Annotated in this window: 22 protein-coding genes; 13 read left to right on the top strand and 9 right to left on the bottom strand. The window is 65.1% G+C overall.

Annotation, left to right across the window (positions count from 1 at the left end):
- From LJE61_RS04450 to LJE61_RS04440, 3 genes are all read left to right on the top strand, one after another.
- Nucleotides 1-1,440 (top strand): DNA translocase FtsK (locus LJE61_RS04450; protein WP_296909394.1); only part of this gene is annotated, 1,440 nt, incomplete at its 5' end.
- A gap of 100 nt (nucleotides 1,441-1,540) precedes the next feature.
- Nucleotides 1,541-2,152: an outer membrane lipoprotein periplasmic chaperone LolA gene (gene lolA, locus LJE61_RS04445; protein ID WP_296909395.1), complete on the top strand. Its 612-nt coding sequence runs from the start codon at nucleotides 1,541-1,543 to the stop codon at nucleotides 2,150-2,152.
- A 143-nt stretch (nucleotides 2,153-2,295) separates the two neighbouring features.
- On the top strand, nucleotides 2,296-3,600 hold the full coding sequence (locus tag LJE61_RS04440; protein WP_296917553.1) for a replication-associated recombination protein A: 1,305 nt from the start codon (nucleotides 2,296-2,298) through the stop codon (nucleotides 3,598-3,600).
- A gap of 45 nt (nucleotides 3,601-3,645) precedes the next feature.
- On the opposite strand, the gene asd is transcribed toward LJE61_RS04440, so the two are convergent.
- The 3 genes from asd to LJE61_RS04425 are packed head-to-tail and all read right to left on the bottom strand — an operon-like array spanning nucleotide 3,646 to nucleotide 5,944.
- Entirely contained in the window at nucleotides 3,646-4,524 is an 879-nt protein-coding gene (asd, locus tag LJE61_RS04435; protein ID WP_296909397.1) for an archaetidylserine decarboxylase, read from the bottom strand.
- Complete coding sequence (locus LJE61_RS04430; RefSeq protein WP_296909398.1) at nucleotides 4,521-5,108, bottom strand: thioredoxin domain-containing protein; 588 nt, start codon at nucleotides 5,106-5,108, stop codon at nucleotides 4,521-4,523. Before LJE61_RS04430 ends, asd begins: the two co-directional genes overlap by 4 nt.
- Nucleotides 5,109-5,146: 38 nt before the next feature.
- Nucleotides 5,147-5,944, bottom strand: a complete 798-nt coding sequence (locus LJE61_RS04425; protein ID WP_296909399.1) for a hypothetical protein — start codon at nucleotides 5,942-5,944, stop codon at nucleotides 5,147-5,149.
- Between the two features lie 140 nt (nucleotides 5,945-6,084).
- Here LJE61_RS04425 and LJE61_RS04420 point away from each other — a divergent pair, with 140 nt between their 5' ends.
- The gene (locus LJE61_RS04420) at nucleotides 6,085-6,915 is read left to right on the top strand and encodes a LysR family transcriptional regulator (RefSeq protein WP_296909400.1); all 831 of its coding nucleotides are present in this window, start codon (nucleotides 6,085-6,087) and stop codon (nucleotides 6,913-6,915) included.
- Complete coding sequence (locus tag LJE61_RS04415) at nucleotides 6,912-7,382, top strand: ATP-dependent zinc protease family protein (RefSeq protein ID WP_296917551.1); 471 nt, start codon at nucleotides 6,912-6,914, stop codon at nucleotides 7,380-7,382. The genes LJE61_RS04420 and LJE61_RS04415 overlap by 4 nt, the downstream gene beginning before the upstream one ends.
- A gap of 75 nt (nucleotides 7,383-7,457) precedes the next feature.
- Here LJE61_RS04415 and LJE61_RS04410 read toward each other — a convergent pair whose 3' ends face one another.
- On the bottom strand, nucleotides 7,458-8,261 hold the full coding sequence (locus tag LJE61_RS04410) for a proteasome-type protease (RefSeq protein ID WP_296909402.1): 804 nt from the start codon (nucleotides 8,259-8,261) through the stop codon (nucleotides 7,458-7,460).
- Between the two features lie 224 nt (nucleotides 8,262-8,485).
- Between LJE61_RS04410 and LJE61_RS04405 the strand changes: the two genes are divergently transcribed.
- The 3 genes from LJE61_RS04405 to LJE61_RS04395 all read left to right on the top strand — a co-directional run bounded on the left by LJE61_RS04405 (nucleotide 8,486) and on the right by LJE61_RS04395 (nucleotide 11,472).
- Nucleotides 8,486-9,949: a circularly permuted type 2 ATP-grasp protein gene (locus LJE61_RS04405; RefSeq protein WP_296909403.1), complete on the top strand. Its 1,464-nt coding sequence runs from the start codon at nucleotides 8,486-8,488 to the stop codon at nucleotides 9,947-9,949.
- Nucleotides 9,950-10,008: 59 nt separating this feature from the next.
- On the top strand, nucleotides 10,009-10,971 hold the full coding sequence (locus LJE61_RS04400; protein WP_296909404.1) for an alpha-E domain-containing protein: 963 nt from the start codon (nucleotides 10,009-10,011) through the stop codon (nucleotides 10,969-10,971).
- Between the two features lie 99 nt (nucleotides 10,972-11,070).
- Nucleotides 11,071-11,472, top strand: coding sequence for a nuclear transport factor 2 family protein (locus LJE61_RS04395; protein ID WP_296909405.1), 402 nt, complete (start codon nucleotides 11,071-11,073; stop codon nucleotides 11,470-11,472).
- A gap of 45 nt (nucleotides 11,473-11,517) precedes the next feature.
- Here the strand turns inward: LJE61_RS04395 and LJE61_RS04390 are convergent, their stop codons facing one another.
- Entirely contained in the window at nucleotides 11,518-12,885 is a 1,368-nt protein-coding gene (locus LJE61_RS04390) for a YihY/virulence factor BrkB family protein (protein WP_296909406.1), read from the bottom strand.
- Between the two features lie 228 nt (nucleotides 12,886-13,113).
- Between LJE61_RS04390 and LJE61_RS04385 the strand changes: the two genes are divergently transcribed.
- From LJE61_RS04385 to LJE61_RS04375, 3 genes are all read left to right on the top strand, one after another.
- The gene (locus LJE61_RS04385; protein ID WP_296909407.1) at nucleotides 13,114-13,635 is read left to right on the top strand and encodes a TlpA disulfide reductase family protein; all 522 of its coding nucleotides are present in this window, start codon (nucleotides 13,114-13,116) and stop codon (nucleotides 13,633-13,635) included.
- A 127-nt stretch (nucleotides 13,636-13,762) separates the two neighbouring features.
- Nucleotides 13,763-17,335, top strand: a complete 3,573-nt coding sequence (gene dnaE, locus LJE61_RS04380) for a DNA polymerase III subunit alpha (RefSeq protein WP_296909408.1) — start codon at nucleotides 13,763-13,765, stop codon at nucleotides 17,333-17,335.
- A gap of 14 nt (nucleotides 17,336-17,349) precedes the next feature.
- Entirely contained in the window at nucleotides 17,350-18,630 is a 1,281-nt protein-coding gene (locus LJE61_RS04375; protein WP_296917549.1) for a paraquat-inducible protein A, read from the top strand.
- Between the two features lie 93 nt (nucleotides 18,631-18,723).
- Here the strand turns inward: LJE61_RS04375 and LJE61_RS04370 are convergent, their stop codons facing one another.
- The 3 genes from LJE61_RS04370 to LJE61_RS04360 form a co-directional block, all read right to left on the bottom strand.
- Nucleotides 18,724-19,527, bottom strand: a complete 804-nt coding sequence (locus tag LJE61_RS04370) for a LysM peptidoglycan-binding domain-containing protein (RefSeq protein ID WP_296912484.1) — start codon at nucleotides 19,525-19,527, stop codon at nucleotides 18,724-18,726.
- A 46-nt stretch (nucleotides 19,528-19,573) separates the two neighbouring features.
- A complete protein-coding gene (locus tag LJE61_RS04365) occupies nucleotides 19,574-20,935 on the bottom strand; it encodes a TrpB-like pyridoxal phosphate-dependent enzyme (protein WP_296912482.1) in 1,362 nt (453 codons plus the stop codon).
- A gap of 164 nt (nucleotides 20,936-21,099) precedes the next feature.
- Nucleotides 21,100-22,176, bottom strand: a complete 1,077-nt coding sequence (locus LJE61_RS04360) for an agmatine deiminase family protein (protein WP_296912478.1) — start codon at nucleotides 22,174-22,176, stop codon at nucleotides 21,100-21,102.
- A 202-nt stretch (nucleotides 22,177-22,378) separates the two neighbouring features.
- Here LJE61_RS04360 and LJE61_RS04355 point away from each other — a divergent pair, with 202 nt between their 5' ends.
- Both LJE61_RS04355 and lolD read left to right on the top strand, forming a co-directional pair.
- Nucleotides 22,379-23,626 (top strand): lipoprotein-releasing ABC transporter permease subunit, encoded by a 1,248-nt coding sequence (locus tag LJE61_RS04355; RefSeq protein WP_296912489.1) that lies wholly within the window; start codon nucleotides 22,379-22,381, stop codon nucleotides 23,624-23,626.
- A 6-nt stretch (nucleotides 23,627-23,632) separates the two neighbouring features.
- On the top strand, nucleotides 23,633-24,331 hold the full coding sequence (gene lolD / locus LJE61_RS04350; RefSeq protein WP_296912475.1) for a lipoprotein-releasing ABC transporter ATP-binding protein LolD: 699 nt from the start codon (nucleotides 23,633-23,635) through the stop codon (nucleotides 24,329-24,331).
- Here the strand turns inward: lolD and LJE61_RS04345 are convergent.
- Nucleotides 24,277-24,828: a DUF2062 domain-containing protein gene (locus LJE61_RS04345; RefSeq protein WP_296912473.1), complete on the bottom strand. Its 552-nt coding sequence runs from the start codon at nucleotides 24,826-24,828 to the stop codon at nucleotides 24,277-24,279. The genes lolD and LJE61_RS04345 overlap by 55 nt on opposite strands.
- Nucleotides 24,829-24,859: the final 31 nt, after the last annotated feature.

Raw genomic sequence — 24,859 nt, 5'->3', positions numbered from 1 at the left:
ACAGACGATCAGATCGAGGAGCTCTCGCGTCAGGTCGAGATCAAGCTCGCAGACTTCGGGGTGGAGGTTCAGGTGGTGGCGGTTTACCCTGGGCCGGTCGTGACCCTGTTCGAGCTCGAGCTCGCCCCCGGTATCAAGGTCAGCAAGATCACCGGACTCGCCAAGGATCTGGCTCGTGCCCTCTCGACCATCAGTGTCCGGGTGGTCGAGGTGATCCCGGGCAAGTCGGTGATCGGGATTGAGATCCCCAACCAGCAGCGCGAGACGGTGTTCCTGCGTCAGACCTTCGGCTCTTCGGCTTATCAGGATGCCAAGTCGCCGCTGACGCTGGGGCTGGGTACCAACATCTCGGGGTTACCGGTCGTCGTGGATCTGGCACGCATGCCGCACGCGTTGATCGCGGGGACGACCGGCTCCGGTAAATCGGTCGCGATCAACGCGATGATCCTGAGTCTGCTCTACAAGGCTGGGCCGGAGGACGTTCGTCTCATCATGGTCGACCCCAAGATGTTGGAGCTCTCGGTCTATGAGGGCATCCCCCATCTTCTGACGCCCGTCGTCACCGACATGAAAGAGGCCGCCAACGCCCTGCGCTGGTGTGTCGGCGAGATGGAGCGGCGTTATCGCCTGATGGCCAAGCTCGGTGTGCGCAATATCGGCGGCTACAACCGCCAGATCGCCGACGCGGCGGCCGAAGGCAAGACCATTCCGGATCCGACGATCAGCGCCGATTTTGCCGCCGAGCAGGGCCTCGAGGTGCCGACCCTTGGCCATCTGCCCTATATCGTCGTGATCATCGACGAGCTCGCCGACATGATGATGGTGGTCGGCAAGAAGGTCGAAGAGCTCATCGCGCGCCTGGCACAGAAGGCGCGTGCCTCCGGGATCCATCTTCTCCTTGCCACCCAGCGGCCCTCGGTGGACGTCCTCACCGGACTCATCAAGGCCAATATCCCCACCCGTATCGCCTTCCAGGTGTCCTCGCGGATCGACTCGCGCACCATCCTCGACCAGATGGGAGCGGAGCAGCTGCTCGGAAACGGCGACATGCTCTATCTGCCGCCGGGGGGGAATATCCCGCAACGCGTGCATGGCGCCTTCGTGGACGATCACGAGGTCCATCGGGTGGTGGAGTACCTCAAGCAATTCGGCTCGCCCGATTACCTGCACGATGTGCTGCGCGAGCCGACCGAGTCCCTCCCCGGCATCGATCCCGAGTCGCGTGGTGACATCGAGGAAACGGATCCGTTGTTCGACGAGGCGGTGCAGATCGTTGTCGAGAGCCGGCGCGCCTCCATATCAGGGGTTCAGCGGCGCCTGAAGATCGGCTACAACCGAGCCGCGCGAATGATCGAAGAGATGGAGCGCGTCGGGATCGTGGGTCCCGCCGAAACCAACGGCAACCGTGAGGTCTTGGCGCCTCCGCCCATTGAGGATTGATCGACCGATGTCAGTGGTTGTGACCAGCTCACCCCGCCAGCCGAATCGCCGCCCCGCGTCCGGGGTTGTCCCACCCCCGTCCTCGCGAAGGCTCGGGTCGATGCTGTTCGTGCTCCTTGCGAGCCTGGCTTGGATCGCTGCCGCTGCGGACGCCGACGGCTCGAAGCGGGTCAACGATTATCTCGCGGGACTCAGCAGCCTCCGCGCCGAGTTCGAGCAATTCACCTTCAATGCCGAGCGCACCCAGATGACGGAGTCTCATGGGACGCTCTATCTCCAGCGGCCGGGTCGCTTCCGGTGGGAATATGATTCGCCGAGCAGGCAAATCATCATCGCCGACGGCAATCGCGTCTATTTGCATGACCTGGAGCTCAAGCAGGTCTCGCACCAGAGTCAGAGCAGTGCGCTGCGCGGGACGCCGGCGCTGCTGCTTGCCGACGGCGGGCCGATCGAGAAACATTTCAGCGCGTCGGCCCTGCCGAGCACCGATGGCCGTGACTGGGTTGAGCTGATACCCAAAGAACAGGATACCGATGTGCTGAGGATCGAGCTTGGTTTCGGCAAAGACAAGCTGGAAAGCCTCATCATGGAGGACACCTTCGGTCAGACCACCCGACTCAATTTCTCGGGTGCGGAGCGCAACGCAAGACTGAGCGCGGACCTCTTCAAGATCGACCAACGCGCAGTGGACGATTTCCTCTCGGTCGACTGACGCCATGACCGGCGGTTGAGCCAAAAAAAGCCTCTAAACAATGTGTTGCCATTATTCGACCATACGGTCGACCGGCGAGCAACGGATCTCACCCAAATCGTTGAGAAGCTGGTCATCCCTGCGATTCTCGTCCCGCGCGTAGCATGATCCCCGCGACGTCGCACATGCCACTCGCCGAGCGGATGCGCCCGGCGGCCTTGGACGGTTTTTTCGGCCAGCGGCATCTACTTGCGCCCGGCAAGCCGCTGCGTCAGGCGATCGACACCGGAGAGATCCATTCGATGATCTTTTGGGGCCCGCCGGGCTCCGGAAAGACCACCCTGGCGCGTCTGATCTCGCAGGTCTCGGGCGCTCGATTCCTGAGCCTTTCAGCGGTCCTCGCGGGCGTCAAGGATATTCGAGATGCCGTTGCCGAGGCGCGGGCCGTGCGCGAGCGCGAGCGCCGAACGACCCTCCTGTTCATCGACGAGGTCCATCGCTTCAACAAAGCCCAGCAGGACGCCTTCCTGCCGCACGTGGAGAACGGCACGCTCACCTTCATCGGAGCCACGACCGAGAACCCCTCCTTCGCCCTGAACAATGCGCTCCTGTCTCGTGCGCGCGTCTACGTGCTTGAGGCGTTGGACGCGGCCGAGATCAAGCGCGTCTTGGCGCGTGCCCTCGCAGACCCGGTCCAGGGGTTCGGCGATCGCCAACTACACCTCTCGGACGAGGCCTTGCGCCTGCTCGCAGCAGGCGCCGATGGCGATGCCCGCCGGGCACTCAATCTGCTTGAGCTGGCCGTCCGCTTGACCGAGGGTCAGGAGATAACTGCGGCAACCGTCGCCGAGCTGATCGCCGGGAGCGTGCGGCGGTTCGACAAGGGCGGCGATCTGCTCTATGACCAGATTTCGGCGCTGCACAAGGCCGTGCGCGGATCGGCCCCGGATGCCGCGCTCTACTGGCTGGCGCGGATGATCGACGGGGGATGCGATCCCCTCTATGTCGCGCGGCGTCTCGTCCGGATGGCCAGCGAGGACATCGGCAATGCCGACCCGCGTGCCCTGGAGCTCGCTCTCGATGCCTGGGAGGCGCAGGAGCGGCTCGGATCACCGGAAGGCGAGCTCGCACTCGCCCAGGCCGTCGTGTACCTGGCATGCGCCGCCAAGAGCAATGCCGTCTATCTGGCCTGGAACGAGGCCCTTGCGGACGCCCGTGCGTCGGGCTCCCTGGACGTGCCAGTCCATCTTCGCAATGCTTCGACCAAGCTGCTCAAGGGGCTTGGTTACGGTCGCGACTACCGTTACCCGCATGACGAGCCCGAAGGCTATGCGGCCGATGAGACCTACCTGCCGGATGCGTTGAAGGGACGGCGCTACTATCGGCCCGTCGACCGCGGCCTGGAGCTCCGCATCCGGGAAAAGCTGGACCGCCTCGCGGCGTTGGACGATGCCGCCCGCCGAGGTTGAATCGATTGTGCGATGAAGGACGGGCCGAGGCTCCGGGATGCAGATTCACCGGCGCATCGCGGGCTCAGTGATGCCGAGCCGCTGCCCGAATCGCACCCTCTGTCCCGGTGCGAGCTTTTCGTCCCATCGGACCCCTCCCGGCTCGAACAGCAGGATGACGGTCGAGCCCAGGTTGAAGCGGCCCATCTCGGCGCCGCGTTCCAATCTCACCGAACCGCATCCCGGGGCCTGTCTCCCTGCCCTGGCGGGGGTGATCTGGCCCGCCCAGACTGTCTCGATGCCGCCGACGAAGATGGCCCCGACCAGGACCATTGCCATGGCCCCTGCCTCGGTGTCGAATCCGCAGACGACCCGCTCGTTGCGTGCGAAGAGCCTGGGCACGAGTGTGGCAGTCGTCTCATTGACACTGAACAGTCGCCCGGGGATATGCCGCATCCAGGTCAGATCGCCAGCCAGCGGCATGTGGATGCGGTGGTAGTCGCGCGGCGCCAGATAGAGCGTCGCGAAGGCCCCGCCGGTGAAGGCGTGCGCCCGTCCCGACCCCCCCCCCAATAATTCCTCGAGGCGGTAGTCACGGCCCTTGGCCTGGATCACTCGATCCTCGTCGATGCGGCCGAGCTGGCTGATGGCGCCGTCGACTGGGCACAAGACCGCGCGCGGATCGACATCCTGGGGCCGGGTGTCAGGTCGCAGGGCCCGGGTGAAGAAGGCGTTGAAGTGAGGGTAGGCACCCGGGTCCGGCTGCGACGCCTCGGCCATGTCGATGCGGTATAGCCGCAGGAAGGTCCGGATCAGGAGGTTCTTGAGCGGTCGTAAACGGATGCGAGCGAGACCATACATGAGCCGCGAGAGCGCGTGCTGGGGCAGGACCTGTTGGGCGGCGACATAGAGCCGTGCCCCCCAGCCCGGGAGTCTGCCGCTCATACACCCTCCGGCAACAGCACGAAGGCGCTCGCGTGGATCGCCTTCAGGTCCTCGGCCATGACGGCCCCATCGAGGTCGTCCGGCAGGAAGGCGACGAGATAACCGCCCGGCCCGAAGACGAAGAGGGCCGGGGTCTCTTCCGGCCCCAGGCCGAGCCCATCACGCAGCCGCGTGATCTGCTCGGCATCACCGCCGAGCACGTGGAGTGCGGGCAGCAGGCTGGCGAAATCGCGTGCGAGGTCGGGCGTATCCGCGGTGGCGACCAGCACCAGACGGAGCTCTCTCTGCAGTGACCGCTCGTCGGCGACCCGGTTGTAGACATCGATCAGCCGCTGGACGGCGAGTTGTCCGGACGCACGCGACAGGTCGCCGAAGGCCAGCAGTGTCCAGCCTTGCCTGAGGTCGTCCTGACCCAGTGGTCGCCCGAGCGGGTCCAGCAGCTCGAAATCCGGCACGGTCGACGGCGGGCGGATCAGGAGGCCGCCGATGGCCGGGGGCTCCGCGCTGCGCCGTTGGTATTGGTTTCCCCATTGATACGACAGAATAAACAGGGAGATGGCGCCCAGAACCAGGGTCAGGCGCATCCACAGGCGATGTCGGTTCCGCAGAAACACCGGGTCGACTAGCGCGCTGGAGGTGCCAGGACAGCATCCGCCGCTGGGAGCGAGGCCGCCGAATCGGCGGACGCGCCCCTCGACACCTCCGAGGCGTCGCGGGCGCTCGTCGTCTCCTCGCCACCGCTGCCCGAGGTCCCTCCGGGCCGGGCGGGTTGCTCGGATGCGGGGGGGGCTTCGGGGGCTGTCTGGCCCTCCATCTCCCCCCCCTCGCCCGGCTCGTCGACGCCGTCCGATGAGTCCCCGGTCCCGAGCATGCCGGCCTTGGCGCTCCTGCCCGGAAACTCGAACCGCATCTCCGGCCAGATCGCAAGTCCCTTTGCCGCCGAAACGGTCCCTCCGGTCGCCTCGTTGATGGCGGTGCCGCTCAGGGCGGTGCGCACGATCACGTCGCTCTCGCCGGTGATCCCCGCAAGCCTCCCGGTTCCGCCGGTGAGCGTGAACTTGCCCTTACAGGACCCGGGTTCACCATCGCAGGTGAACTCCGCGTAGACATAGTCCCCGGTGGGACTTTCAATGGTGCAGAAGCCGTGTCCTTCGAGCTGATTGCTCAGGATGTGGATGATCTGGGTCGAGGGACAGGTGAACAGGGCTGCGTCCAGGAGCCCGTCACCATGCTCGATGTACATGATTCCCTCAAAAGTGCCGATGAACTGGAGCTTGTCAACCGCGACCTGAAAAAGCTGGCCGTTCGCCTCCCAGGGCGCCAGGATCTTGGCAGTGCCTTCATCGGCGGCCGCCCACTGAGCCAACGGGACGAAAGGGATGATGAGGGCGAAGCGGATCGAACGAATCAGCTGGCGCATAAGTCACTCTAAGTTGTCTGGAATCCCGACAGGGACGAGCAAAGATTCTAGCAGCCCGGACCGGGGGTTGGCTCTGATAACATCCGCCGATAGCGGCGGAGGAGGACGGCGATTCCGTTAAACCCGTGGACATCGTGCTCTTGAGAACCTTCATCCAAGTCGCTCGGGCGCGGCATTTCGGCCGTGCGGCCGAGTCCTTGTGCGTGACCCAGTCGACCGTGAGCGCCCGCATTAAACTGCTGGAGTCGACCCTCGGGGTGACCTTGTTCGAACGCCGCCGGAATGACATACAACCGACGCCGGCCGGCCACCGACTCCTGCGCCACGCCGAGAACATCGTGCGGAGTTGGGCGGTCGCGCGTCAGGAGCTGAGACAGGACGTCGATCACCGGGCCGAGCTCGCGATCGGATGCCAACCCGAGCTTTGGCCGGTCTGCTTGCGCGATTGGGCCGGCGGTTTGCGCCGATCGCGTCCAGACCTGGCGCTGCAGGTCGAGATCATGCCCCCGGAACAGTTGATCCAGCGGATCGCTGCCGATCGACTGGATCTCATCGCGCTGCTCGATCCGCCCACCAACACCGAGCTGGAGCTCGAGCAGGTCATCAAGATGCCTTTGACGCTGGTGGCAGACCGCCCCGGCATCAGTGTCGAGCAGGCCCTGGGGGACGGCTACCTGCTGGTCGATTGGGGATCCTCCTTTCGGATCGCCCATGCCAAGCACTTTCCACGCGCCACCGCCACCTCGACGCCGGTGCCGCAGGGACTGGTTGCCTTCGACCTGATTCGACTCGGGGGCGGTGCAGCCTACCTGCCCCGACGCATGGTCGAGCGTGCCATCGAGTCTGAGGAGCTGTTCCCCGTCGAGGGCGCGCCTGTGATCGACAAGGTCGGCTTTGTGGCCTATCGCTCCGGTGCGCTTGATACCGCGTTGAGCGAGGCGCTGAGCGGACTGCGTGAGGTATCGTCATGACCCTTGAAACGATTCCTGAGCCCCTGTTGCTCGGATGGCGCGAATGGGTGGCGCTCCCCGAGCTTGGGCTGACCCTCGTCAAGGCCAAGGTGGACACCGGCGCCCGGACCTCGACCCTGCATGCCTTCTATGTCGACAGCTTTTATCGGTGCGGCAAACGCTATGTTCGCTTCGGGGTCCATCCGCTGCAGAGGCGGACCGATGTCGTGGTCCACGGTGAGGCCCTCGTGGTCGATCAGCGGCGGGTCGCCGACTCGGGCGGTCATCGTGAGGAGCGTTTCGTGATCCATACCCGCCTCCTGCTGGCCGGCTGTGCGTGGCCGATCGAGGTGACGCTGACCAACCGCGAGACCATGCTGTTTCGGATGCTGCTCGGGCGGACGGCGATCGCCGGGCGCGCCCGGGTCGATCCGGCGCGCTCGTTCCTGACCGGGCGGGTGGAGCGGCCCTGGGAGCGCTACGGTTAGATCGGGCAAGCACTTGGCGAGAGAGCCTCTGCGCCCCGTTGCACGAAGGTCTCGACACCGCTGCAGCCGCCCCCGTCAGGTCGGGACCGTCTCGCTCGGTGCCTCGCCCATCTGCTCCCAGTCGAAACGGGGAAGATGGTCGAAGACGCTGCGGATGCCCTCGTTCCAGCTGCGCGACAGGACGCGGAGCGCGGGCGAATCGGCGCTCAGCTTCAGGCGGTGGGAGAGGGTCAGGCTGTCCGCGGCATAGATGGCCACCTCGAAGGGCGGGCCGACGGTGACGTTGGAGCGCGATGTGGCATCAAGCGAGACCACACACAGCCGGGCGCCGTTCTCCAGCGAGAGCCCCGGCTCAGCGATGCGATCCAGTGCGGGCTTTCCATACTTGGTCTCCCCGATCTGCAGGTAGGGGGTTTGGGGTGAGGCCGCAAAGTAGTTGCCCTGCGGGTAGATCAGATAGAGACCATGCGGCTGGCCGGCGATCTGTCCGCCGAGGATCAGGGTGGTCTCGACGCTGACGCCGCTCTCATGCAAGGCGGGGGCGTGATCGCGCTGCACCCCGACGCTCACCCGTCCCACATAGTCCGCGGCCTCGAAGAGATAACGCGCGTTGAGGAGGTCGATTCGTGAACGGTCCCAGCTCGCATCCGCAACCATCCCCTCGTATCGAGGCTGGTCGAGATCGCGCCGGATGCGGTTAAGGACCTCTTGCGTGGTCGCCAGGTTTCCCGCGGACATGAGGAGGAAGATCCGGTCGGGGGCTGGCTGGAAGACGTGCAACTTGCTGAACGTGGTGACATAGTCGACCCCCGCATTGGTTCTGGAGTCGGCTGCCATCACCAGCCCCTCATTGAGGGCGAGTCCGAGGCAGTAGGTCATATTGGTTCTGTCCGGGTGATCGGGTCGGTCTGACCGAGTCCGTCGAGTGTACCCGGATCCGGGCCGTCCGAGGCGGCAGCGCCGCGCTCGCCCAACTGGATGGACGCGGCGGCCTGACCTCCAGCATACTCCGACGGTGAGGTTTCGAGGTCGCCCCCGGCTCGCCCGGCTCGCGAACCGTCGACGCCGATGGATCCCCGACATCTGGTGTGCAAGAGACCGCCATGAGTATCGACTGGAACGCCTATTCCTCGGATGGTTTTTATGACGAGCTGGTTGCCGCGCTAGGCCAGGGGCACACCGCGGTCGCCGGTCTGCTCGCCGATCTCGAGGCGCTGGGTCCGGAGGAGCTGGTGGCGCGTCAGGAGGCCGCCAACGTCGCGATCAAGGAGATGGGGATCACCTTCACGGTGTATTCGGAGGAGGGCGGGGCAATCGATCGCACCTGGCCGTTCGATATCATTCCCCGCATCATCGCGCAGTCCGAGTGGGAGCGCGTCGACGCCGGGCTGCGTCAGCGGGTCCAGGCGTTGAATCTCTTCATCGACGACCTCTATCACGAGCAACGGGTCATCAAGGGCGGAGTCTTCCCACGTGAGGTCCTCGCCAAGTCGGTCAACTTCCGGCCGCAGTGCATCGGTGTTGATCCGCCGCTGGGGATCTGGGCGCATATCTGCGGCTCCGACCTGGTGCGCGACAGCGATGGGACGATCTATGTGCTCGAGGACAATCTGCGGGTCCCCTCCGGGGTCTCCTATATGCTGGAGAACCGGCTGGTGACCAAGCGGGTCCTTCCGGAGCTGTTCGAGCACTATGCGCCGCTGCCGGTCGACGACTATCCGTCCCAGCTGTTCGATACCTTGGCGGCGCTCTCCCCGCGCCCCGCCGACTATCCCGAGGTCGTGGTGTTGACGCCGGGCATCTATAACTCTGCCTATTTCGAGCACTCCTACCTGGCTCAGCAGATGGGCTGCGAGCTCGTCGAGGGTCGTGACCTGTTTGTCGACAAGGATGACTGCGTCTACATGCGCACGGTCGACGGACCGGCACGGGTGGATGTCGTCTACCGCCGCATCGATGACCTCTTCTTGGACCCTGAGGCCTTCCTGCCCGACTCCGCGCTCGGCGTGCCCGGCCTGATGCGCGCCTGGAAGGCCGGCAACGTCGCCCTGGCCAACGCCCCCGGCGCCGGCGTCGCCGACGACAAGGTCGTTTATGCCTTCGTGCCCGACCTCATCCGCTATTACCTCGATGCGGAGCCCATCATCCCCAATGTCCCGACCTACCGCTGTATGGAGCCGGACGCGCTGGCCTATACCCTGGAGCACATGGAGAGTCTGGTCGTCAAGCCCGCGAACGAGTCCGGTGGCTACGGTATGCTGGTGGGGCCGGCGTCGACGAAGGCGGAGCGTGATCAACTCGCCGAGCGGATCAAGAAGGATCCCCGCAACTACATCGCCCAACCTGCGCTGAGGCTGTCCACGGTGCCGACGATCATCGGCGCGCGTCTGGAGCCGCGACATGTAGACCTGCGGCCCTTCATCCTCTCCGCGGACCGCCAGCAGGTCACCATGGGTGGGTTGACCCGGGTGGCGATGCGCAAAGGATCCCTGGTCGTGAACTCATCGCAGGGCGGCGGCAGCAAAGATACCTGGATCGTGCCCGAGCCGCCGCAAACGCCCGCATGAAACGTGGACGGTTTTGCTTGGATCTGGGCAAATCCGACTGGGCATAGGGGTCGATTCACATGCTCTCGCGTGTCGCAGAAAACATCTATTGGATGGCCCGCTATGTCGAGCGGGCCGAGAACACCGCACGTATCGTTGCCGTCAATGCCAATCTGCTGCTGGACCTCCCGAAGGGCATCGCGCCGGGCTGGCGCCCGTTGGTCGACATCACGGGCGCCAATGCGCTGTTCGAGGAGCACTACAAGGACTACGGCGAGCGCCAGGTGGTCCGCTTTCTGATCGGCGATGAACGCAACGTCGGCTCCATCCTATCGGCGCTGGTGGCGGCACGAGAAAACTGCCGCACCATCCGCGACTTCATCCCCCGGGAGGCCTGGGAGCTGCTGAACGAGATCTATCTATTCGCTCGGGAGAATCTCTCCAAGGGCGTGACCAAGGGCGGCCGCCATGTCTATCTGAAGCGGGTGATCCAGGGTGCCCAGAACATCACCGGGCTGCTCTCGGGGACCATGCTGCACGATCAGGGATACGATTTCCTCCATCTTGGCCGATTTCTGGAACGCGCCGACATGACCACCCGGATCGTCGACGTGCGCTCCGCCAACCTGCTGCCCGAGGAGACCACCGATCTGCGGCCGTTTGAGACCATCCAATGGGTCAGCGTGCTCAAGTCGATGACCGCCTACCAGGCCTATCGACGCAGCGAGCAGGTACGAGTCTTGCGCGGGCCGGTCCTGCGCTTCCTGTTCCAGAACGAGACCTTCCCGCGATCGGTCAATCATTGCGTGGAGTCCTTGCGGGCCAGCCTCTCGAAGCTGCCTCGCAATGATGCGGCCCTGCGCGTCGCGGGGCGGCTCAAACGCAATCTCGAGGGCAGCGAGCCGCGGCGACTCAATCAGCAGCAGCTGCATGACTTCGTCGACGACCTCCAGGTCGGCATCGGCGAGCTGCATCAGGAGATTGCAAAGACCTGGTTCCCGCCGGTACCTGAGTCTCAGTCCCAGGCGCAATCACAGGGTTGAGCAGGCTTGTCGGCGCATGCGCTGTCGGTATGGGCGGGAGGCCAACCGCTTGGCGGTCGTCTCGGCTCCTTCAGGACAACCTGCAACATGAGTCTTGCCATGGCTGAGCCACGACACGCGGTGACCGCCGATCCGCTGGCGGTCGTTGATGCCTATTTCGCCGCTCAACTGGCGCGCGATTTCGAGGCGATGAGGGACCTGTTGGCCGATCAGGGGTTCTGTTATCGCAGCCCCATCGCCGACTTCGACCGGGTCGAGGACTTCATCCAATACTCGGCCGTGTCGAGCGGAGTCGTCATCGACAGGCAGGTTCGAAAGGTCTTTGTCGATGGGGGGGATGTGTGTCATTTTCTGACCTACTGGATCCAGATCTCTGAAAAGGTCGCAGTCGAGGTCGCTCACTGGACGCAGGTGCGGGACGGGCGGATTACGCGGATTGAGGCGCTCTTCGACGCCTCCTCGTATCGCGACCTTTTCCCGCGCGACGGGGCTCAGTCCTGACACGAGACGGGCGGACTTGCGGAGCCGAGTCGTCGCTGCGACGTGTCAGACCTGAGGGGTGTCGAGGAAATGACTCGGGCGACTGGTCTCCTCGAGGCCGCGCGCGAGATCGCGCAGGGTCATGCTGCCGAGCGCCTCGGCGACCGCGCGATCGATGGTCTGCTCGACCCGCCCGATCTCGCCGTTCGGAAGGGTCCCGCGACAACCGCTCTCGCGCTCCTCGAAGCACCGTACGGCATCCAGCATGTCCTTGATCTTGATCGCATCCGGAGAGCGGGCCGGGACGAAGGTCGGCGACTCGCCCGCCGTTCGAATCAAGAACTTCCCCTCCTCCAGCGCGGTGCACATGCGCTCGGCGTTGCTCTTGGGTACGCCGAGGGTTCGCGCCAGCCCCTCGCAGTCCCAAGGCGGCTCGCCCGTTTCGTAGCGGCGAGCCACTTGTCCGGCGAGGGCCAGGGCGAGCCGCTCGCGCTGCCGGTTGCTCAGCTGCAGGTCATGGGAGCGGATGCTCAGATACTCCGGGTGCTGGTGATAGAAGGCGATGCTTGCACCGACCAAGAGGATCAGCCAGGCGATATAGACCCAGATCATGAAGAGGACGAGGATCGCCAGGCTCGAATAGATGGCCATGAACCGCGTCGAGCCCGCCATGAAATAGGAGAACATCCCGCCGATCAGCTGCCACAGCAAGCCGGCGATCAGAGCGCCGACGAGCGCGGACGTGATCTTGACACGGGTGTTCGGGACGAAGATGTAGAAGAAGGCGAAGGTCAGCGAGATCATCAGGTAGGGGCCGAGCTGTCCCAGGGCCTCCCACACCCGGCCAAATGGCTTGGCCGCGATGAGTGCCTGCACGAGCGCGTTGCCGCCGAGTGATGCGGAGAGTCCGACGGCCGCAACGAAGAGCACCGGCCCCACCAGGATGACGCTGAGATACTTGCTGAAGCGCTGCGCGAAGGAGCGTTGCCTGGAGACGCGCCAGGTGAAATTGAAGACCTGCTCGATCTTCTGGACCAGCGAGATCACGGTGTAGATGAGGACGGCGAGTCCGACCGATCCCAGGACGCCCACCCGCATATTGTCGACGAAGCTGATGATTCGCTGAGTGATCTCGACAGCGGCCTCGCCGAGCGGGCTGAGCGCGTTCAGAAGGAGTGGCTCTGCCTGATTGTGTACCCCGAACCCCTTCAAGGCGGAGAAGGTGACCGCGAGGAGCGGCACCAGGGCCAGGAGGGTGGTATAGACCAGGCTCATCGCCTGCAGCGACAGGTAGCCTTGGGTCAGGTCCCGGGTGAGGGCGTAGATCAGACGGCCGAGCCAGGTCAGGAGGGCGCGCGAGCGCGGCATCTCGTCAAGTCGGCGGCTCCAGAGCAACGCGTCGATGCGCTCCGACACGGGCATGGCTTGGTTCATGGGCGCTCTCTCGCGAAGGCGTCGGACGGTGCTTCCGGGCGATCGCCGTCGCGCCATTATAGCGAGTGGCCTGCGCTTGTCTTGGCGGCTTGTCCGAGCGGTTCGAGCGGCTTGAAGCGTCTGTGCGTCCTCTCCATATCGCTAATGAGTCGGCGCTGCCCAGGTCGTCCGCGGCCTTGATCGAGACGGCATCCGATATCCCGTAACAAACCCACGAGGACCTGCCGCATGCGTCCCTTTCGCTCCTTGCCCGGGGCCCTGACCCTCGTGTCAGCGGCCGCGGTCCTGTTCGCGGCTGAGCCGCAGACGCTGACCCCAATTCCAGAAGCGATGCCGGCCCCGACGTTCGACCTCCTGGGGCCGGCAGGCGAGCCCCAGCGTTTGGCGGATCATCGCGGCAAGCCGGTGATCCTGAACTTCTGGGCGACCTGGTGTCCGCCCTGCCGCGCGGAGATGCCTTCGATGCAGCGTGCCCACGAGCGGGTGGCGGGGGAGGGGATTGCGGTGGTCGCGGTCAATGTCGGCGAGGATGCCGAGACCATCACACGTTTCCTGACGGAGATGGAGGTCGACTTCCCGATTCCCATGGACGTGGATTCCAGGGTCGTGCAGGCTTATCCCGTCAAAGGCCTGCCGACCACCTTCGTCATCGACCCGGAGGGCCGCCTCGTCTTTACCGCGACCGGTGAGCGCGAGTGGGACGATCCCGGACTCCTCGACAAGGTACGTGCGCTCAGACGGCGACCCTGATCGCCTGCTTCCGTGCCCTGCTCTGGGATCCGCTCCGTTTTTTCGAATCGGCAGAGCGGGTGCACATCGGTAGACTATCGCCTCGGGCGCTCTGCCGGCCATCACCGAACCGCGATCAAGGACTGCCGTGGATCCCAGTTTCGTTCACCTGCACCTCCACTCCGAGTACTCCCTGGTCGACGGATTGCTGCGCATCAAGCCCTTGGTCGGTGCAGTTGCCGATTGCGGTATGCCGGCCGTCGCTGTCACCGACCAGTGCAACCTGTTCGCCCTGGTGAGGTTCTATAAGGCCGCGGTGGCCGCAGGCCTCAAACCGATCGCCGGTGCGGACCTCTGGGTCCGCAATCCGGACGACGCCAACCAACCGCATCGACTGGTCCTGCTGGTTCAGGACGCATTGGGCTACCGCAACCTGACGCGCCTGATCTCGCGCGCCTATCTCGAGGGACAGCATCTGGGCGTGCCCCAGCTGGAGCGCGAGTGGATCGAGGCCTCCGCGGACGGCCTGATCGCGCTCTCCGGTGGGGTCGGGGGTGACGTCGCCCAATGCCTCATCAAGGGTCAGCAGGCGGCGGCTGAGCGTCTGCTCGCGCGCTGGATGGCCGCCTTTGGGGATCGTTACTACCTCGAGCTGACCCGGACCGGTCGCGAGCAGGAGGCCGAGCTCGTCGAGGCGAGCGTCGATCTCGCCACGCGCATCGGTGTCCCTCTGGTGGCGACCAACGATGTCCGTTTCCTCGACGCCTCGGACTTCGAGGCACATGAGGTGCGCGTCTGTATTCATGAGGGGCGCACCTTGGACGATCCGCGCCGACCGCGCCGTTACAGCGGCGAGCAGTATCTGCGCAGCCCGGAGGAGATGGCCGAGCTCTTCGCGGATCTGCCGGAGGCGTTGGAGAACTCGGTGGAGATCGCCAAGCGCTGTAACCTGGAGCTGACGCTCGGCAAGAACTTCCTCCCCGACTTCCCGGTGCCGGCCGGGATGACCATTGACAGCTATTTCGCCGAGGCGTCCCGCCAGGGTCTCCGGTGGCGCCTGCAGCGGACCGGCGACCCAGGCTCACGCGAATTCGCCGCGCAGCGCCAACAGTACGAGCAGCGTCTCGATCTGGAGCTCCAGGTCATTACCCAGATGGGCTTCCCCGGGTACTTTCTCATCGTGGCCGATTTCATCCAATGGGCCAAGGCGCGCGGGATTCCGGTCGGGCCGGGGCGTGGCTCGGGTGCGGGCTCCCTGGTCGCATACGCCCTCAAGATCACGGATCTGGATCCGATCGAGCATGATCTGCTGTTCGAGCGCTTTCTGAATCCCGAGCGGGTCTCCATGCCCGATTTCGATGTCGACTTCTGCATGGAGGGCCGCGACCAGGTCATCGATTATGTGGCCGGGAAATACGGTCGTGAGGCGGTCTCTCAGATCATCACCTTCGGCACCATGGCGGCGAAGGCGGTGGTGCGCGATGTCGGACGGGTGATGGGGCATCCGTACGGCTTCGTCGACAGGGTCGCGAAGATGGTGCCGTTCGAGCTCGGGATGACCCTGGAGAAGGCGCTCGCCGAGAGCGACGACCTCATGGCGGCCTATCAGCACGACGAAGAGATCCGCGTCCTGATCGATATGGCCCGCAAGCTCGAAGGTCTGACCCGTAACGCCGGCAAGCACGCCGGCGGTGTCGTGATCGCACCGACGGTGCTGACCGACTTCGCACCACTCTACTGCGAGCCGGGTGGGGAGAATCTGGTGACCCAGTTCGACAAGGACGACGTCGAGCAGGTGGGGCTGGTCAAGTTCGACTTCCTTGGTCTGCGCACTCTCACGATCATCGACTGGGCTCTCAAGACGATCAATGCCCAGCGTCGTGCCGCCGGCCAAGAGGCAATCGACATCGACCGGATCGAGCCGCAGGATCCCGAGGCCTTCGCATTGCTCAAACGTTGCGAGACGACCGCCGTATTCCAGCTTGAGTCGCGCGGCATGAGAGAGCTGATCAGAAAGCTCCAGCCCGATCGCTTCGAGGACATCACCGCGCTGGTCGCCCTGTATCGCCCGGGACCCTTGCAGTCCGGCATGGTCGACGACTTCATCAACCGCAAGCACGGCCGAGCCGAGGTGGCTTATCCTCACCCGGATCTCGAGCCCATCCTCAAACCGACCTACGGTGTCATCCTCTATCAAGAGCAGGTCATGCAGATCGCCCAGGTCCTGGCCGGCTATTCACTGGGTGGTGCGGACCTGCTGCGGCGGGCGATGGGGAAGAAGAAGCAATCGGAGATGGACAAGCAGCGCGCGATTTTCGAGCAAGGCGCGGTGGGTCGCGGGGTTCAGGCAGCGACCGCGACGCATATCTTCGACCTGATGGACAAGTTCGCGGGCTATGGCTTCAACAAGTCGCACAGCGCGGCCTATGCCCTGGTCAGCTATCAGACGCTCTGGCTGAAGGCGCACTATCCGGCCGCCTTCATGGCTGCGGTGCTGAGCGCCGACATGGACAATACCGATAAGGTCGTGACCCTGATCGAAGCGTGCCGGGCGATGGGCCTGCGGGTCGATCCACCGGCGGTCAATCGCTCCGCCTACCGCTTCACGGTGGCCGACTCGTCCACCGTCATCTACGGCATGGGCGCGATCAAAGGCGTCGGCGAGGCAGCGATCGACGCGGTGATGCAGGTCCGCGCCGCGGACGGCGCCTTCGGCGACCTCTGGGATTTCTGTCGCCGGGTCGATATGCAAAAGGCCAACCGGCGCGTCTTGGAGGCCCTGATCCGGGCCGGCGCGCTCGACGACCTGGGCCCCAACCGGGCGACACTGATGGCCGAGCTCCCGCTGGCGCTCAAGTTGGCCGAGCAGCAGCATGCGACCGAGGCGGCCGGTCAGGCGGATCTGTTTGGTGCCTTGGAGCCTGTCCCCGCGCCCGCGCCGGATCAGCACCTGTCCGATGAGGTCCTTGCCGACTGGGAAGACGAGCAGCGGCTGGCGGGTGAGAAGGAGACGCTCGGTCTCTATCTGACGGGCCACCCGATCGACCGCTACGAGGCCGAGCTCGAGGCCATGGCGGCGGGCCGCATCGGCAAACTCCTGGAAACGGATCCGGAGCAGAGCCGTCGGGAACGCCGCGACCGCGAGAAGCGCTCTGTCGCGGGTCTCGTCGTCGCGGTGCGGCACGGTAAGACACAGCGTGGGCGGATGGGCTCGGTGTTGCTCGACGATCGCACCGGACGCATCGAAGTCACGGTGTTCTCCGAGCTCTATGAGCAGGTGCGCGACTTCCTGGTTCCGGATCAGATCCTGCGGGTGACCGGCTCGCTCAGCTTCGACGAATACCGAGACAGCTGGTCGTTGCGCGCCGACGATGTCCGCACCTTCGAGCAGGCACGCGCCGCCAATGCCGATCATCTGAGGCTAGACCTCGATCTGTCGGACCCCCAGGCGCATGCAGACGGTGCCGCTCGGCTCGCTGCCTTGCGGGGGGCGCTGGCGGCATTTCGCGATGGTGACCTCCCCGTGCGTTTGCGCTACCGTCGCCCGGGTGCGCTCGGCGAGCTCGCGCTCGGCGACACCTGGCGCGTCGAGCCGAGCGATGCGCTGTTGAAGCGATTACGACAGGTGCTCGGACGCGATGCGGTGGCGGTCGTCTACGCGCATTCGCCGCTTGCGGGCGCGCCTCACACCGCGCAACCGCCGCGCTCCGCTGCGGCATAATGGATCGGACTCGCATGCTCAGACGTGTCCTCGCCATCTGCCTCCTGATCGGGGCGACCTGGATGCTGGTTGTCCTCATCGGCGATCTGAATCGAGTGAAGACGCTGAAGAGCGATCTCGCCGAGATCAATCATGTCCGCTACGGCTTGCTGGACGCCAACGAATGGGTCGAGCGCATCGCCGCGATCCTCGAAAAGAAGGTCGACGAGCTCGACCTGACCGAGGCCAATCGAGCGCAGGTGACGGACGCGGTCGCCCGCTTGCTAGACACCCTGCTGGGGGAGCTGGAGCGCAATCTGCGTCAGCGCAACCTGGCGACGGGCGGCACCTGGCTGGACCAGCTTCAGGGCGTGCTGCAACAGGGTCTGCAGGATCTGCTGCTGGACTTTGATCGGCTCCGCGAGCGCGTCCCCGACTATGCGGACGCGCTGGTCGAAGAGCTCGCCCGACCCGGCACGAAAGCGCAGATCAAGGAGCAGTTGCGGGGTCTTCTGCGGCAGGCCGTGACCTCGAGTGTCGCAGGTATCGATCGAAGCAGCCTCGAGGCCCTGCTGGCCGGCTACGGGTGTCAGGACGAGGCGGCCTGCTCAGGGTTGATCGAGGCGGAGATCAGTGAGGCGGAGCCGCGGATCCAGGCCCGCCTCGGAGGCGTGATCGGACTGGTCGCCCTGTTGGTCCTGGCCGCGCTTGCCGGCCCGGCCGGGCGGCTCGACCCGTTGCTGCTCTTCGCACTCACAGCCGCGATCCTGCTGCTCCTGGTCGGTGGACTCGCGACCCCCATGATCGAGGTCGATGCGAGGATCACCGAGCTTGCCTTTCAGCTCATCGGGGAGCCGATCGTCTTCGCCAACCAGGTCCTCTATTTTCAGACCAAGAGCATCTTCGATGTGATCCGAATCCTGTTCCAGGCCGGCGGCGCCGACATGCTCCTGGTCGCGGTTCTGCTGTCCCTGTTCAGCGTGATCTTTCCCGCCTTCAAGGTCGTGGCGACCTACGCCTACTACCATGACTACCGGCGTGCGCGCGGATCACCCGTCGTCCGGTTCTTCGCGCTCAGGTCCGGCAAATGGTCGATGGCGGACGTGATGGTGGTCGCCATCTTCATGGCCTATATCGGCTTCGATGCCTTGGTGGCGAGCCAACTCGGCAGTGTCAAGGGCAGGAGTGCCTCGGTCACCGTGCTGACGACCAATGGCACCTCGCTGGAGCCCGGGTTCTTTCTCTTCCTGGCTTTCGTCCTTGGGGGTTTGCTCCTGTCCAGCGCACTCGAGAGGGGCGTCGACGCGGACCGCTGATGCCCGCCGGGAGACGCCTGTCTCACACCGCCGCTGACTTGATGCCCGCCGGTGGGGATGGCGATGGCCGACCGGGCGAGGCAGAGGCTCCGCTCAAGGAATCACAAGCGTCAGACCGGGAAGAAGATGATCCGGATCATCGAGGACGTGGCGGTTTGCCTCGAAGAGAATCCGCCACCGGGCGGTGTCGCCATACCAGCGGCCGCTGATCAGCGCCAAGGAGTCGCTTGAGCGGATCCGATAGACACCCTGTGCGTCGGCAACGCGTGCCAGGGCAAACTGGCGTTGACGTAGCATTGCCTGCGCCGCAGCGATTGCCTCTCGGGTCTCCCGGTCCCTCGGTTCGCCTCCAGCGCGTTGCAGGAGCTCGCGCAACGCGAGATAGGCCTGGGCTGCGGCCTGTCGCGCTTGCTGTGGATCCAGGGTCCCGCCGTCTTGCGTGGGAACGTGCGCTCGCAGGGCCTCAAACCGGCGATTGAGAGCCTCGTGCGACGTGCTCAGCGCGAGCCACTCCGCGTCGAGCTGGGTGATTCTCTGGTCGCGCTCGCTTAGCGCCCGCTCGAGCTCGCGCTGCGCATCCTTGAGTCGCTTGATCTCGTCGCTCAGGCGCTCGATCTCCTGGATGCTCTCGGCGAAGCGGCGCTCTGCCTCCATCCGGCCCTGATCAGCGCTTTTTCGCGCATGGGCCGACTCCTTGAGCTTACCCTCCATCCCGAGCAGACGCAGGGTCAGCTCCTCAACCCGATCCTCTGGCGAAGCCGCCGCGGGCGCAGGAGGTCCCTGATCCTCGCCTGCGTCGCGTTTCCCGGCGCCCTCCGCTGCATTGCACGACGTCGCGATCAGGAGCAGCAGGAGTGCGGGAAGCCTGCGTCCATACCCAGGATGACGTTGCGGCATTGCGTCCTCCCGGGGCCGTCGCCGTTCGCGCGAGTGCGCTCGATCCTTAACCGACGCTGGGCAGGCCGGCCAACGCCATGGCGACCTCGTCTTCGGCGTACGTCAGGTCCTTGAGCTGTCCGGCCAGGTAGTCGGTATAGGCTTGCATGTCGAAGTTTCCGTGTCCGCAGAGGTTGAAGAGGATGGTCTTGGACTCGCCGGAGTCGCGGCATTGCTCAGCCTCGTAAATCACGGCCTTCACGGCGTGATTGGCCTCGGGCGCAGGGATGATGCCCTCGGCCTTGGCGAACTGGATGCCGGCGGCGAAGCAATCCAGCTGGTTGTAAGATCGCGGCTCGATATAGCCGAGCTTGGTGAGATGGCTGATCTGCGGCGCCATGCCGTGATAGCGCAGCCCGCCCGCGTGGAAACCAGGGGGTACGAAGCTGGATCCGAGCGTGTACATCTTCACCAACGGCGTCAGTTTGGCTGTATCGCCGTAGTCGTAGGCGAACAGGCCCTTGGTCAGGGTTGGACAGGCCGAGGGCTCGACGGCAATGAGCTGGATGTCCCTGCCGCTGCGCAGCTTCTCGCCGAGGAACGGGAAGCTGATCCCGGCAAAGTTGCTGCCGCCGCCCGTGCACCCGATGACCATGTCGGGGTAGTCTCCCGCCATCGCCATCTGTTGCTGTGCCTCCAGGCCAACAACCGTTTGATGCAGGAGGACATGGTTCAGGACGCTCCCGAGGGCATACTTGGTGTCGTCGCTCTGGGCGGCCAGCTCTACGGCCTCGCTGATGGCGATGCCCAGACTGCCGGTGCTGTCCGGATGTTCGGCTAGGATGGCACGCCCGGATTGCGTGGTGTCACTCGGGCTCGCGATGCACTGCGCCCCGAAGGTCTCCATGAAGGCACGCCGATAGGGCTTTTGCTGGAAGCTCACCTTCACCATGTAGACCACGATGTCGAGCCCGAAAAAGGACCCGGCCAGGGCCAGTGAGGAGCCCCATTGACCGGCGCCGGTCTCGGTGGTGATGCGCTTCACGCCCTCCTGCTTGTTATAGAAGGCCTGGGCGATCGCGGTATTGGGCTTATGGCTGCCGGCGGGGCTGACCCCCTCGTATTTGTAGTAGATCTTGGCAGGCGTGTTGAGTGCTGTCTCCAGCCGGCGCGCGCGAAACAAGGGCGATGGGCGCCATTGGCGATAGACGTCGCGCACCGGGCCGGGGATCTCGATCTCGCGCTCGGTACTCATCTCCTGCTCGATGACGGCGCGCGGGAAGATCACCGCAAGGTCATCGGGGGTGATGGGCTGTTGGGTGCCCGGATGCAGCACCGGATCCAGTGGCTTCGGGAGATCGGCGTTGATGTTGTACCAGAAGCGGGGAAGGTGCTCCTCGTCGAGCAGATACTTGACTGGGTCGCTCATGCTGTGGTCGGGCCTCGGAGGTGGGTGTGGCGACCGGCCATCGGGGCAGCCGGTCTCTGGCATTGCGGGGCAAGTGTGCCAGGTTTGTGGCCGATCTTGAATCCCATGCGAGCTTCGGCCTTTAGCCGTGAGCCATCCGCGGCGAGCCAGGCACGTGCTCCGTTTCACACCGCCGAGGCGGAGACATGAGGATCCCGGATAGGCGCCCGCGGCAGGGCGTCTTGCATCAGCTGCATGCTCATGCAATGTAGGCTGCCACCCTGGCGGATGAGCCGGCGGCAGTCGACGGGGAGGATGGCGCGGTCCGGGAAGAGACCGCCGAGGGTGGCCAGCGCAGCGTCGTCCGCCCGGTCGTCATAGGTCGGCACCAGCACAGCGCCATTGATCACGAGGAAATTGGCATAGCTTGCGGGGAGCCGCGCGCCATTCTCGTCCAGGGCGGGGCTGGGGGTGGGCAGGGGGATCAGTCGATAGGGATGGCCCTGGGGGTCGCGGAAGGCCTGGAGCTCTTGCTCCATCGCCCGTAGCTCGGTGAAGTCGGCATCCATGGGATCTTGGCAGCGCACATAGCAGAGCGTTTCCGGTCTGCAGAACCGAACGAGCGTATCGATGTGACCGTCGGTATCGTCGCCGCTGAGAGCGCCGTGCTCCAGCCAAAGGTAATGCCGGATACCCAGATGCTTCGCCAGTGCCCGCTCGATGGCCTCAGTCGACCAACCGGGGTTCCGTCGGGGGTCGACCAGCGTCCGCGTCACGGCAAGCAGGGTGCCCCGGCCGTCGGTCTCGATGGCGCCCCCTTCGAGGACCAGGTCGATCGCTTCCAGCGGTGTCGCGCCGAAGGCTTGGCCCTCACTCAGGGTGCGGCTGATCCGGTCGTCCCGATCGGCCGGGTGCTTCCCGCCCCAGCCGTTGAAGCGGAAATCGAGCAAGAGGGGCCGGCCGTGCTCTCCCCACACACCGATCGGCCCATGGTCGCGCGCCCAGGTGTCGTTGCTTGGCGCGATGCCGAAGCGCTGGGCGCTGGGGTTGGCGCCCGCCCCCTTGATAAGGGCGCGGACCCGTTCGGCGTGAGCCGGCCCCCGGCAGACGTTCAGCACCGGTTCCAAGCGCCCGATCAACGCGGCGAGCTGAGCATAGACTCGCTCGATGCGGTGCAGCTGGTCCGCCCAGTCGGTCTCGGCATGGGGCCAGGTGAGCATCACCCCGCTCTGGGGCTCCCACTCGGCGGGCAATCGGCGCATCAATCCCTCCCCGTGAAGTAGCCGATGCGCCCATTGTATGCGATGAGTCGCGCGAGGGCGCCGGGCTCGGGAGGCGCGGGGGCAATCGCAAGGACGCGTTTCGGCACCCGGGCTCAACGCCGAAGAGGATCCTCTGTCCGCTCGCACCGAAAGGTAAAGGATGTCGGGCAGGGCGGCGGGGTTTGTGGTTAAATCCGCCGCCATGTTCCATCCCCTCGCCATCTACATCGGGCTACGCTACACGCGGGCGAAGCGCCGCAACCATTTCATCTCCTTCATCTCTGCGACCTCGATGGCGGGCATCGCGCTCGGCATCGTCGCACTCATCGTGGTGCTGTCGGTCATGAACGGTTTCCACAAAGAGATCCAGGCCCGCATTCTGAGCATGGCGTCGCATGCGACGCTCTCCGATCCCGATGGCGGCATGCAGGATTGGTCGGAGGTGTTGGACCGCGTTCGTGCGCATCCGGACGTCGTAGGCGCGGCGCCGTTCGTCGAGGTCCAGGGTATGCTGGTCAATGGCTCGCAGGTCAGCGGGGCACTGGTCCGCGGGATCATCCCGACCGAGGAGGACCAGGTCGCCGAGCTGCGGCGGGATATGGTCGCGGGTTCGGTGGACGACCTGGTCGACGGCGAGTTCCGGATCATCTTGGGTCGCGATCTGGCGAGCTTTCTGGGTGTTCAGCCTGGCGACAAGGTGACGGTCGTCACGCCTCAGGTCAGCGCAACCCCCGTGGGGATCATGCCTCGGCTCAAGCGGTTTACCGTCAGCGGCATCTTTTCGGTGGGCATGGCCGACTACGACCGCAATGCCGCGTTCATCCACATGAACGACGGCGCCAAGCTGCTCAATCTGGGCCGAGCGGTCTCAGGTGTGCGGCTGAAGCTCACTGACATGTGGCTTGCCCCGCGGCTGTCCCGCGACATCGCCTACGAGCTTGGCGGAGTCTACCGCGTCTTGGACTGGACTCAGGCCCACAGCAACTTCTTTAGCGCGCTGGCGATGGAGAAAAGAATGATGAGTATCATTCTCTTCCTGATCGTTGCCGTGGCCGCCTTCAATATCGTCTCCACGCTCGTCATGGTGGTTACCGACAAACAGTCAGATATCGCGGTGCTGCGCACCCTGGGCGCGTCACCCGGGCGCATCATGGGGATCTTCATGGTTCAGGGGACCGCCATCGGGTTGGTCGGGACCCTGATCGGCATGGTCGCCGGGGTGATCCTGGCGTTTAATGTCGAGCCCGTGGTCGCGGGGATCGAGGGCCTCTTCGGCGTCCATTTCCTCGACCCCAGCATCTACTATATCAGTGAGCTGCCATCCGATGTCCATCTCTCCGACGTGCTCCTCGTGGGAGGCGCCGCCTTCCTGATGTCGGTGCTTGCGACCCTCTATCCCGCTTGGCGGGCGGCCGGCACCCAACCGGCGGAGGCGCTGCGCTATGAGTGACCGCCGATGAGTGAGGCGACGCCGGTGCTCGAGGTCAACGGGCTCGCCAAGACCTTCCGCCAGGGACCCCTCGAGGTCGAGGTGCTGCGTGGTGTCGATTTCAGGGTCGCTGCGGGCGAGCGGATCGCGATCGTGGGAGCCTCGGGGTCAGGTAAGAGTACCTTGCTGCACTGTGTCGGCGGTCTGGAACGGCCGAGCGGCGGGGTGATCCGCTGGATGGGCCGGGAGGTCGGCGCGCTCTCCGAGGTCCGACGGGGTCTGCTGCGCAATCGGCACCTCGGTTTCGTCTATCAGTTTCATCATCTACTGGCCGAGTTCACCGCGCTGGAAAACGTGGCGATGCCGCTCCTGATCGGCGGTGTCGCTCCGTCCGAGGCACGCGAACGGGCAGTCGACCTGCTGGATCGCGTCGGTCTCGGGCATCGGGGACAGCACAAGCCGGGTGAGCTGTCGGGGGGCGAGCGACAGCGGGCGGCGGTGGCGCGGGCGCTGGTGACCCATCCGGCCTGTCTGTTGGCGGACGAGCCGACCGGCAATCTCGATCGCAGCACCGCGGCCCGTGTCTTCGAGTTAATGCTCGAGCTGAATCACGCCTTCGGGACCAGTCTCGTAATCGTCACCCACGATCAGGACCTGGCCGGGCGGATGGATCACACTTGGCGCTTGGACGACGGTCGACTGTCTCGGGACGCCGTCGCGCGATAGCGCGCCTGGCGCGCCCGGATCAGACGAGTCAGTCGCCAGCGCCAGAGCATCTGAATCATCAGGTACCCCAGGGTCGCGGAAACGGCCGCGCAGACCAGACTGCCGAGCGCCAGTGGCCACATGACCGCGAGCCAGTTGTGCCAGTCCATCCAGAAGTCGAGCTTGAACCCCCGGGGTTCGATGCCGACCAGCCAGCAGCCCAGACTATAGGCAAAATAGAACATGGGTGGGATGGTCACGGGATTGGATACCCAGGTCGTCAAGACCGCGATCGGGAGGTTGACGCGGAAGAAAATGGCCGCGCCGGCGGCGACCAGCGATTGGCCCAGTGGCGGCAGGAACGCCACGAACAAGCCGACGGCGACGGCCCCCGAGACCGAGTGTCGATTCAGATGCCAGAGGTTTGGGTCGTGCAGCAGCTTGCCGAAGACCCCGAGCTGGCGGTTTGCCAGGATGACCCCAGGGGCGGGCAGGATTCGCTTCAGCCATCGTTTCACGCCGCAAGTCCGGGGGGTCTTACGCCAGGGC

Source organism: Thiocapsa sp., from assembly GCF_022340925.1.
Classification (GTDB): Bacteria; Pseudomonadota; Gammaproteobacteria; order Chromatiales; family Chromatiaceae; genus Thiocapsa.
This window is presented reverse-complemented; position numbering and strand designations above follow the sequence as displayed.

Coding starts and splice junctions, on each gene's coding strand:
- LJE61_RS04405 (WP_296909403.1), top strand. CDS start 8,486: ATGAGTATCGACTGGAACGCCTATTCCTCGGATGGTTTTTATGACGAG.
- LJE61_RS04360 (WP_296912478.1), bottom strand. CDS start 22,176: ATGCGCCGATTGCCCGCCGAGTGGGAGCCCCAGAGCGGGGTGATGCTC.
- lolD (WP_296912475.1), top strand. CDS start 23,633: ATGAGTGAGGCGACGCCGGTGCTCGAGGTCAACGGGCTCGCCAAGACC.
- LJE61_RS04395 (WP_296909405.1), top strand. CDS start 11,071: ATGGCTGAGCCACGACACGCGGTGACCGCCGATCCGCTGGCGGTCGTT.
- LJE61_RS04375 (WP_296917549.1), top strand. CDS start 17,350: ATGCTCAGACGTGTCCTCGCCATCTGCCTCCTGATCGGGGCGACCTGG.
- LJE61_RS04355 (WP_296912489.1), top strand. CDS start 22,379: ATGTTCCATCCCCTCGCCATCTACATCGGGCTACGCTACACGCGGGCG.
- LJE61_RS04390 (WP_296909406.1), bottom strand. CDS start 12,885: ATGAACCAAGCCATGCCCGTGTCGGAGCGCATCGACGCGTTGCTCTGG.
- asd (WP_296909397.1), bottom strand. CDS start 4,524: ATGAGCGGCAGACTCCCGGGCTGGGGGGCACGGCTCTATGTCGCCGCC.
- LJE61_RS04365 (WP_296912482.1), bottom strand. CDS start 20,935: ATGAGCGACCCAGTCAAGTATCTGCTCGACGAGGAGCACCTTCCCCGC.
- LJE61_RS04440 (WP_296917553.1), top strand. CDS start 2,296: ATGATCCCCGCGACGTCGCACATGCCACTCGCCGAGCGGATGCGCCCG.
- LJE61_RS04425 (WP_296909399.1), bottom strand. CDS start 5,944: ATGCGCCAGCTGATTCGTTCGATCCGCTTCGCCCTCATCATCCCTTTC.
- lolA (WP_296909395.1), top strand. CDS start 1,541: ATGCTGTTCGTGCTCCTTGCGAGCCTGGCTTGGATCGCTGCCGCTGCG.
- LJE61_RS04410 (WP_296909402.1), bottom strand. CDS start 8,261: ATGACCTACTGCCTCGGACTCGCCCTCAATGAGGGGCTGGTGATGGCA.
- LJE61_RS04385 (WP_296909407.1), top strand. CDS start 13,114: ATGCGTCCCTTTCGCTCCTTGCCCGGGGCCCTGACCCTCGTGTCAGCG.
- LJE61_RS04370 (WP_296912484.1), bottom strand. CDS start 19,527: ATGCCGCAACGTCATCCTGGGTATGGACGCAGGCTTCCCGCACTCCTG.
- LJE61_RS04430 (WP_296909398.1), bottom strand. CDS start 5,108: ATGCGCCTGACCCTGGTTCTGGGCGCCATCTCCCTGTTTATTCTGTCG.
- LJE61_RS04400 (WP_296909404.1), top strand. CDS start 10,009: ATGCTCTCGCGTGTCGCAGAAAACATCTATTGGATGGCCCGCTATGTC.
- LJE61_RS04415 (WP_296917551.1), top strand. CDS start 6,912: ATGACCCTTGAAACGATTCCTGAGCCCCTGTTGCTCGGATGGCGCGAA.